11 protein-coding genes are annotated in these 8,745 nt (G+C 57.3%); 2 read left to right on the top strand and 9 right to left on the bottom strand.

Features of this window, described 5'->3' with window-relative positions; genetic code table 11:
• From ABYT07_RS16830 to pip, 5 genes are all read right to left on the bottom strand, one after another.
• The coding region (locus tag ABYT07_RS16830; RefSeq protein ID WP_372993195.1) for an RNA-binding protein at window positions 1-602 on the bottom strand (602 nt) is incomplete at its 3' end.
• A gap of 21 nt (window positions 603-623) precedes the next feature.
• The gene (nusA, locus tag ABYT07_RS16825; RefSeq protein ID WP_372993194.1) at window positions 624-2,246 is read right to left on the bottom strand and encodes a transcription termination factor NusA; all 1,623 of its coding nucleotides are present in this window, start codon (window positions 2,244-2,246) and stop codon (window positions 624-626) included.
• Window positions 2,247-2,825, bottom strand: a complete 579-nt coding sequence (rimP, locus tag ABYT07_RS16820; RefSeq protein WP_372993193.1) for a ribosome maturation factor RimP — start codon at window positions 2,823-2,825, stop codon at window positions 2,247-2,249.
• 162 nt (window positions 2,826-2,987) lie between these two features.
• The gene (locus ABYT07_RS16815; protein ID WP_372993192.1) at window positions 2,988-3,836 is read right to left on the bottom strand and encodes an ABC transporter substrate-binding protein; all 849 of its coding nucleotides are present in this window, start codon (window positions 3,834-3,836) and stop codon (window positions 2,988-2,990) included.
• Window positions 3,833-4,804, bottom strand: a complete 972-nt coding sequence (pip, locus tag ABYT07_RS16810) for a prolyl aminopeptidase (protein ID WP_372993191.1) — start codon at window positions 4,802-4,804, stop codon at window positions 3,833-3,835. The genes ABYT07_RS16815 and pip overlap by 4 nt, the downstream gene beginning before the upstream one ends.
• Window positions 4,805-4,852: 48 nt before the next feature.
• Here pip and ubiG point away from each other — a divergent pair, with 48 nt between their 5' ends.
• On the top strand, window positions 4,853-5,599 hold the full coding sequence (gene ubiG / locus ABYT07_RS16805; RefSeq protein WP_372993190.1) for a bifunctional 2-polyprenyl-6-hydroxyphenol methylase/3-demethylubiquinol 3-O-methyltransferase UbiG: 747 nt from the start codon (window positions 4,853-4,855) through the stop codon (window positions 5,597-5,599).
• A 2-nt stretch (window positions 5,600-5,601) separates the two neighbouring features.
• Here ubiG and ABYT07_RS16800 read toward each other — a convergent pair whose 3' ends face one another.
• From ABYT07_RS16800 to ABYT07_RS16785, 4 genes are read right to left on the bottom strand one after another with little or no spacing between them, the layout of a single operon-like run.
• Window positions 5,602-6,039 (bottom strand): MarR family winged helix-turn-helix transcriptional regulator, encoded by a 438-nt coding sequence (locus ABYT07_RS16800; RefSeq protein ID WP_372993189.1) that lies wholly within the window; start codon window positions 6,037-6,039, stop codon window positions 5,602-5,604.
• Window positions 6,040-6,049: 10 nt separating this feature from the next.
• The gene (locus tag ABYT07_RS16795; RefSeq protein WP_372993188.1) at window positions 6,050-6,880 is read right to left on the bottom strand and encodes a carbon-nitrogen hydrolase family protein; all 831 of its coding nucleotides are present in this window, start codon (window positions 6,878-6,880) and stop codon (window positions 6,050-6,052) included.
• Window positions 6,880-7,137 (bottom strand): glutaredoxin 3, encoded by a 258-nt coding sequence (gene grxC / locus ABYT07_RS16790; protein WP_372993187.1) that lies wholly within the window; start codon window positions 7,135-7,137, stop codon window positions 6,880-6,882. Before grxC ends, ABYT07_RS16795 begins: the two co-directional genes overlap by 1 nt.
• 37 nt (window positions 7,138-7,174) lie before the next feature.
• A complete protein-coding gene (locus tag ABYT07_RS16785) occupies window positions 7,175-7,903 on the bottom strand; it encodes a ComF family protein (RefSeq protein ID WP_372993186.1) in 729 nt (242 codons plus the stop codon).
• Window positions 7,904-7,920: 17 nt separating this feature from the next.
• On the opposite strand from ABYT07_RS16785, the gene ABYT07_RS16780 reads away from it, so the two are divergent.
• Window positions 7,921-8,739, top strand: coding sequence for an SAM-dependent methyltransferase (locus ABYT07_RS16780; protein ID WP_372993185.1), 819 nt, complete (start codon window positions 7,921-7,923; stop codon window positions 8,737-8,739).
• Window positions 8,740-8,745 lie beyond the last annotated feature (6 nt).

Genomic DNA, 8,745 nt, shown 5'->3' with positions numbered 1-8,745 from the left:
TTGCCACCCTCGTTTATGCGTACGCCTCTTAGCCGTTGGGCTTCCTCTACAACACGAGAGGTGAGTCCACCAGAGGCGAGCGCCCCATGTATCACAGTTTGGCGTCCGAATGCCAAACCCAATTCGTCTGCCGTCAGCCATCCAATGTAATGACCAAAGTGCGGCGTGCTCAGTTTCGACTTGCCGCGACCCGATCCATCCACTGCTTGGATCAGAACTTCGGCTTCTTCCATTTGCAGCCAACCTTTGACTTTTTCGTACCCCGCGACGGCCTTACCGGCCTTGCGCTGAAGCGAAATCAGATCAACCACACGGCGGACGAGCTGTTTTTCAACCTCGTCCACCAATCCTTCATCAACCTTAACAGGTTGTTTAGCCGCGCGGGCGAATAGCCCTTTTTTCACGGCAAGTTCCAATGCGGCCCTGTCAGCGGCCACATAGATGCCCCGGCCCGGAAGTTTCCCCAGAATATCCGGGAAAACCTGTAAATCAGGGCCAACGACAAAACGGATCAACCCGTTCTTCGGCTGCACTTCGCCTGTGGCGATGCATTTCCGCTCTGGACCGTCTTCCCGATCTTTAGAAACGCCGCCGCGTACCATATCGTTCCCCAAGACCTACGATCAGGCCTCGGCCTCCTCGTCTTCTGCGGCGTCTTCGTCGCCTTCTTCGACTTTTGGCTCAAGCTCGGCGGGATCAACCCAACCCAGCAGAACCCGGGCGGTCATGATCAAATGCTGTGCTTCTTCCAAAGTCATCTCGAAGGGTTCAAGAGTACCTTCATCCTTGGTGCGCACGCCATCGACCGTTGTCCAGCCCCCGGCAAGTTCCCAATCCGCACAAGTGGCGAAATCTTCAAGTGTTTTAACGTCGTCTTTTGCCAATGCCTCAATCATCTGGGGTGTCAGGCCGTCAAATTCAATAAGCGTGTCGTCAACACCCAAGGCACGCGCCGCATCCAGTGCCGCTTTGTTCTTGGCTTCCAGCACATCACGGGCACGGGCCTGCAATTCGCCAGCCGTTGCTTCGTCAACACCGTCGATGACCAACAGTTCATCAACTTCGACATAGGCGACTTCTTCAAGGTTGGTGAACCCTTCGGAAACCAACAACTGTGCAAAGAACTCGTCCAGATCGAGGTTGTCCATGAACAGCTTGGTGCGCAGTTCAAACTCGGCCTGACGGCGCGCGCTTTCCTGCTCTTCTGTCATGATGTCGATCGTCAGACCGGTCAGTTGCGACGCCAAGCGCACGTTTTGACCACGACGACCAATCGCAAGGCTCAACTGCTCTTCTGGGACCACGACTTCGATTTTGCCGGCTTCTTCGTCCAGAACAACTTTGGACACTTCCGCAGGCTGCAACGCGTTCACAAGGAACGTTGGCTGGTCTTCGTTCCACGGAATGATGTCGATTTTTTCGCCCTGAAGTTCATTCACAACGGCCTGAACACGGCTGCCGCGCATACCGACGCAGGCACCGACAGGGTCGATGGAGTTATCATAGGAAATAACAGCAATCTTGGCACGCGAACCGGGGTCACGAGCAACGGCTTTGATCTCGATGATGCCGTCATAGATTTCTGGCACTTCCATCTTGAACAGTTCGGCCATGAATTCTGGGGCTGTACGGCTCAGGAAAATCTGCGGCCCGCGCTGCTCGCGGCGCACGTCCTTGATGTAGACACGGATACGGTCGTTCGGGCGATACGATTCGCGACCGATTTTCTCGTTACGGCGCAGGATCGCTTCGCCAGCGCCCACATCGACGATAACGTTGCCATATTCCTCGCGCTTGACCAGACCGTTGATGATCGTGCCGGCGCGGTCTTTGAATTCTTCGTACTGACGGTCACGTTCGGCTTCCCGGACCTTTTGCAAGATCACCTGCTTGGCGGATTGTGCTGCGATACGGCCCATCTCGACCGGTGGGACCTCTTCGGAAAATTCCTGACCGATTTCGGGGTTGGCCATGTACTGCTTGGCCTGCTCTACGGTGAATTCAGCCTGATAGTTCTCAAGCTCGTCATCAGCGACAACGGTGCGCACGCGGGTGAATGTTGCGCGACCTGTCTTGCGGTCGATGGCCACGCGAATGTCCATTTCAGCGCCGTAGCGCGACTTGGCAGCCCGAGCGAGCGATTCTTCCATCGCTTCAACCACGAGGTTGGGGTCGATCATCTTTTCGCGGGCAACAGCCTCGGCGGTTTGCAGCAGTTCCAGCTGGTTGGCAGATGTAATGGCCATTTAGTCGTCTCCCTCGGTGGACCCTTCGGTCTCGATGTCATCGAATTTGGTTTCGTCAATTGCACCCGACGCTTTGCGCTGGCGCAGCATTTCTTTGATCAGATCATCGGTCAGAACCAGCTTGGCGTCCGTCAGCCATTCGAACTTGAGGCCAATCGTGCCCTCTTCAACGTTGATCAGTACTTCATCATCTTCGACACCAGCCAGCGCGCCCTTAAAGCGGCGGCGTCCGTCGATCAAATCGGCGGTTTCAATCTTGGCCTCATAGCCTTCGAACATGTCGAAATCCTTGAGGCGCGTCAAAGGGCGGTCGATACCGGGGCTTGAAACCTCAAGCGTGTATTCGTCCAAAATCGGGTCTTCCACGTCCAGAACGGCACTGACAGCTTGACTGACCAAGGCCAGTTCATCGACTTCGATCCCGCCATCGGGGCGGTCTGCCATAATTTGCAATGTCGTTGCTTTGCCAGACATCAGACGGACACGCACCAGTTCAAACCCCATATCCTCGATCACCGGTGTGATGATCTCGGCCATGCGGCGGTCTATGGCGGCTTTGGCAATCAGGTCGTTGTTCATATTCTCACTTATCGTCCTGCGATTTTCAGCAGGCACAAAAAAACGGGCGCGCGGCCCGTGTTCGAGATCGGTGGAGCATTTGGTTTGGACCCGAATGCGCCGCTGTTGATTGGGATATACGCCTCAGATGCGGAAACTGCAAGCCCTGTCTGGAATCGGCCCTTAGGCGAACCACCAGCGTTCAGCCGCGCGCAGGTTGTCCAGCGGACGGTTCTGGCCCGTTCTGGTTGGCATCGCCAGCCCCCGTGATACCGCATGGGTCATCCCCCGCGCCGAGGGCAGCAAGGCGATATCGTCATACCCGCCCAGTGGTTGGGGATCGGAAAGATCAGCCGCCTCGACCAGATATTCGGCCAAGGCTTGCGCGCGCACCGGCTCTGAAGGGATCGACACCAGTTCGACTTCGTCAAACCAGCCAACGTTGGGGCCTTTGTAGTGATCCGCGACACGTTCGGCCAAAACCTGCTGACCGGGCGTGAAACGGCGCAAACTGTACAGGCCTGTGCCAATACCGGCGTCGGGTGCATGTGCTGGGCGGATAACATGTTCGGGTCCTGACAAAGTAAAGGGCAGGTCCGTCGCGGCACTGTTCAACGTGATACGAATCTGATGCGGATCAATCACGTCAACGACACCATCCAGCGTGAGCGACGCGGCAACATCCTTGGCTGTCATCGGGCGCGAATCGTGAAACCTCACATCTTGGCGCAGATCAAACTGCCAGACGCGGCCACCCTCTGACACCTCCCAATCTGTCGCAAGTTCACCGCGCAAGGTCCCGTCAGCGGCGATTTCAGTGAGCGTATCAAAGACCAACCCCTGACGTGCGACCTGCATGAACAAGCCATCACCCTGCGCCCAGCTGTCGCTGCGCTGCGCACCGGACAAGGCCATCCGCAACCGCCCACCGCGCGTCGGGGCCGATGCCGCAGATACACCTGTCGCCGCCAGCAATGCTGCCGCAGCACCGGTGGCAAAAAGCGCCCGACGATCCATGATCGAACGTGTCATTGTGCTGCAATCCTGTCCATCGTGCGCACCAGTTCTGCACTGATTCCGGGTTCAGACAAGGCATGTCCCGCGTTGCGCACCATCTTAAGCTCTGCATTGGGCCAGGCTTGCGCCAGATGATAGGCACTGGTCGGGGGGCAAATCATGTCATAGCGGCCCTGAACGATTACGCCGGGAATATGCGCGATTCGCGGCACATTGGCCAGAATTTGCCCGTCAAATTCCAGAAAACCGGCATTGGTGAAATAGTGATTTTCAAGCCGCGAGAAGGTGCGCGAATATTCCCCCGGCCCCTCGTGCATGCTGCCAGATGAATGGATCGACGCAAGCGCGTTCTCCCATGCGGCCCAAGCCTTGCCGTATTTAATCTCGGTTTGCATATCGCCGCTGAAAAGCCGTTTGTGGTAGGCAGCGATCAGGTCATTGCGTTCATCAACCGGAATCAGATTCTCAAAACGCGCCCATAAATCGGGCCAGAACTTGCCAGCGCCACCGCCGTAAAACCAGTCAAGTTCGGCTTGGGTCATCATGAAGACTCCGCGCAAAACGATGTTGCGCACCCGTTCGGGGTGGGCTTGGGAATAAATCAGCGCCAGCGTCGCACCCCAGCTGCCGCCAAAGGCGATCCACTGATCGATCCCTAGCGCCTCGCGAATGCGTTCGATATCCGCAACCAAATCCCAAGTGGTGTTGTTCGTCACCGAAGCAAACGGCTTTGACCGGCCGCAGCCGCGCTGATCGAAAAGAATCACGTGGTATTTTTCAGGGTCGAAATAGCGCCGCATCGACGGGCTGCACCCGCCGCCGGGGCCGCCATGCAGAACAATCACGGGAATGCCCTTGGGGTTTCCACACTGTTCAAAATACACAGTATGACCATCGCCCACGTCCATCATCCGCTGATCAAACGGATCAACGGGGGGATAAAGATATTGAACTGCGCGCTTTTGGTCCGGGATTTTGTCCATTACAGGCCTATATAGTCTTTGGACCTAAAAGAGCACAGAGAGAATAGAATGCAAGCGCCACTAAGCACCGTTGACCCCGCCGAGATTGAAAAGTTTCAGGCCATGGCCGCCGAATGGTGGGACGAAAATGGCAAATTCAAACCCCTCCACATGCTGAACCCCTGCCGGTTGGACTATATCACCAGCCAGATTGCAGGCGAATTTGACCGCGATTTGAAAACGGACAAACCTTTTGCCGGGCTACGAATCCTTGATATCGGCTGCGGTGGCGGGCTTTTGTCTGAACCGATGGCGCGGCTGGGGGCCGATGTTGTTGGTGCCGATGCCGCTGAACGCAACATTCCCGTGGCGCAGGTGCATGCTGAACAATCCGGCCTGACCATCGATTACCGCCACACCACAGCCGAAGCGATGGCCGAGGCCGGTGAGCAGTTCGATGTTGTCCTGAACATGGAGGTGGTGGAACATGTTTCATCGCCCATCGATTACCTGACCGCCTGCCAGCAATTGCTGAAACCGGGCGGATTGCAGATTTGTTCAACCCTGAACCGCAATCCAAAGTCGTTTATGATGGCGATTATCGGGGCCGAACATGTGATGCGCTGGTTGCCCAAAGGCACCCATGAATGGTCGAAATTCATCACCCCAGACGAACTGTTCGATCTGCTGCGCAACGCAGGGCTGACGCCGGTTGACCGCAAAGGTTTCGTTTTCAACCCGATCACATGGTCCTGGAGCCTATCCGCCCGCGATCTAAGCGTGAACTATGTCACGGCAAGCACGAAACCAGCATAGGTTCAGTCCTCGGAATATTTCCGAAGTGCGCGCAGCGTTTCAAGCGTTGCGCGCACTTGTTCTTCGCCCAATTCGTCTGCCACATTGTTGATCAGCGGTGTGATCGCCCTGATTGCGTCGTCTCGCGCTTGTCGCCCTGCGGGACTGATCGCGATCATTTTGCGGCGTGCGTCGTCCCAATCGGGGCGGATGTGGACATATCCTGCCCAGACCAGTTTGTTCAGCGTATTGGTCATGGCACCGCGGGTGACGTTAAATGTCTCTGCCAGCTGTGCAGGGGTCTTTTCGCCCTCATGCCACGCAAGATTATTCAGAACCGAAAAATGCGAAATCTCCATGCCCTTGGGCAATACCCGCGTCAAACGGTTGCGCATCCGCTGATCCGCTGACAGCAGTTCACTGATCAAGGTGATCGCCAGGGAGTTTCGGTTCTCGGTCACAGCTTACCCCTCACGGTGCTGCAAAGTTGCGGCGGTTGGCAAGGCTGGGAACACGTCGGCGTGCATCGGCGATGCGATCCATGTCCATCTCGAACAGATAAACGCCCGGTGCTTCGCCCGCGTCCAGCAAGACCTCGCCCCATGGGGCCACGGCCAATGAATGTCCGTAGGTGTTCCGCGTTTTATGCGCCGCACTGCCATGTTCGCCAGTTTGCGCGGGGGCTAGAACAAAACAACCCGTTTCAATCGCTCGTGCGCGCAGCAGCGTGTGCCAATGCGCGGCCCCGGTCACTGGCGAAAACGCGGCAGGCATGGTCAGGATATCCGCACCAGCCTGCGCCAACGCCTGATACAGCAAAGGGAATCGCATGTCATAGCAGATGCTCATCCCGATCTTGCCGAATGGGGTCTGTGCCACGACAGCCTGTTCTCCCGGCCTGTAGCCAGCTGATTCGAGGTAGCTTTCGGTCGCGTCGATATCCACATCGAACATGTGGATCTTGTCATAGCGCGCCACGATCAGCCCGTCAGGCCCGATCAGAAACGACCGGTTGGCGAACCGCCCGTCGGCATCGCCGGTTTTCAGCCCAAGCGATCCAATCAGCAGCCAAATGCCCTTGTCACGCGCCACATCTTGCAGCGCAGCCAAGGTGATATCGTCGCTTTCGTGCTGCAAAACATCGTGTTGATGCGCCCGATTGGTGGACACGCAATTGGTGACCTCGGGGGTCAAAACAAACGTTGCCCCCTGATCTGCGGCATCGCACACCATCGCAACCGTGCCCGCCAAATTGCGGGCCGGATCATCGGTCACGTTCAACTGGATCAACGCAGCCTTCATCAGGCCGCCAACAACGCGTCCAGCTTGCCCGCACGCTCTAGCGCAAACAGATCATCGCACCCGCCAACATGGGTATCGCCAATGAAAATTTGCGGTACAGTGCGCCCGCCATTGGCGCGCTTTACCATCTCGGCTTTGCGATCTGGCTGCGCCAGAACATCCACCTCGGCAAAGCTGACGCCCTTTTCGTTCAGCAGCCTCTTGGCCGCATGGCAAAAACCGCAAAGCGGCGAGGTGTAAATCTCGACGGGTTTCATAGCTGTATCCTTTTCAGCAAATCAATTGGAAACAGACTTAGGTATCTTTTGCGACTCTTGCCAGTGTAACGACACGTATCGACCCCGCGCCGGCATCAATACATGCTTTTGCAGCGCTGGAAAGCGTCGCCCCCGAGGTCATAACGTCATCAACCAGCAACACGGACCGCCCTTGCAAGCGATCAATAAGCTTGGGATGCACCAAGATCGCGCCATCAAGCATCGCGAACCTTTCCGCGCGAGTCTTTCCCTCAAGGGGCTTTGTCCGGCGTATCCGCTGCAAAAGGTCCGGACACCATGGTTGCCCCGTCTCGCGTGCGACTGCCTTGGCTAACAGCGCGGATTGGTTGTAGCGCCGCTTCACCAGCCGCAGCCAATGCAGGGGGATCGGCGCAATCAACGTATCGTCCGGCAGCGTGGCCGCAACTGCACGCGCCATCCAAAGCCCCGCTGGCCGTGCAATTTCCTGACGGTCCCCGTGTTTCAGCCCCAATACCATTTTTCGCCCAATGCCGCGGTACAACAGCGCCGCCCGCCCCTGCACCCAAGGCGGTGGATGGGTCATACAAGAATCGCAATGCGCCAGTTCACCAGCAGCACCGCCGGGCAAGGGCACCCCGCAGCGGTCACAGATCGTACCACCAATAAAAGCTGTCTCGCGCCAGCACGCACCACAAAGGCCCGCAGCTTTATCGACAGCTTGATTACACCCAAGACAAACAGGCGGATAAATAAGGCCGACAGCGGTTTGTAACTGGGACAGCATGACCTTATTGTTCCTTTATGAACGCGCAAAATATTCTGACAGACATACCGGCCCTGATCCGCAACCGTCGCCGTACCAGCGACGATGGCCTGTTCTTGCACCACGCCGCCCTGAACGAGATCGATGATCGGCTGGGTATGGTTAATAGAACGTTTAACAGTCCCGCTATCGTGACCGGTTTTCCACAGGTGTGGGCAGCGTCGCGTCCAGACGCGGTTATTGTACCAGATGGCGAAACCTTGGAATTGAACCAAACCGCCCACGATCTAGTGGTTCACGCAATGGGGCTGCACTGGGCAAATGACCCTGTTGGCCAAATCATCCAGTCGCGCCGTGCTTTGGCACCGGACGGGCTTTTCCTGTCGGTCAGCTTTGGCGGCCAAACGCTGCACGAATTGCGCGCCTGTCTGGGCCAGGCGGAATCGCAGGTCACCGGTGGCCTGTCACCCCGCATCGCCCCGATGGCCGAACTTCGCGATATCGGCGGGCTGCTGCAACGCGCAGGACTGGCGCTGCCGGTCGCTGATTCTGTAACGCTCAAGACCGAATATAAGGACATTTGGCACTTGATGCGTGATCTGCGCGCGATGGGGGAAACCAACGCCATGCAATCGCGCCTGCGCCACCCGACGCGCCGCGCTGTCTTTGACGCGGCTGCCGCGCTTTATCAGGATAACTTTGCCACAGACGCCGGACGTATAACCGCCACGTTCGAACTGATCTTTCTGGCGGGCTGGGCCCCTGCTGACAGCCAGCCCAAACCGCTGCGTCCCGGCTCCGCACAGCAGCGGTTGGCGGACGCGCTTGCGACCGATGAAAAACCTCTCCGCGATTGACGCCGC

Source organism: Sulfitobacter sp. (assembly GCF_041552635.1).
Classification (GTDB): domain Bacteria; phylum Pseudomonadota; class Alphaproteobacteria; order Rhodobacterales; family Rhodobacteraceae; genus Sulfitobacter.
This window is presented reverse-complemented; position numbering and strand designations above follow the sequence as displayed.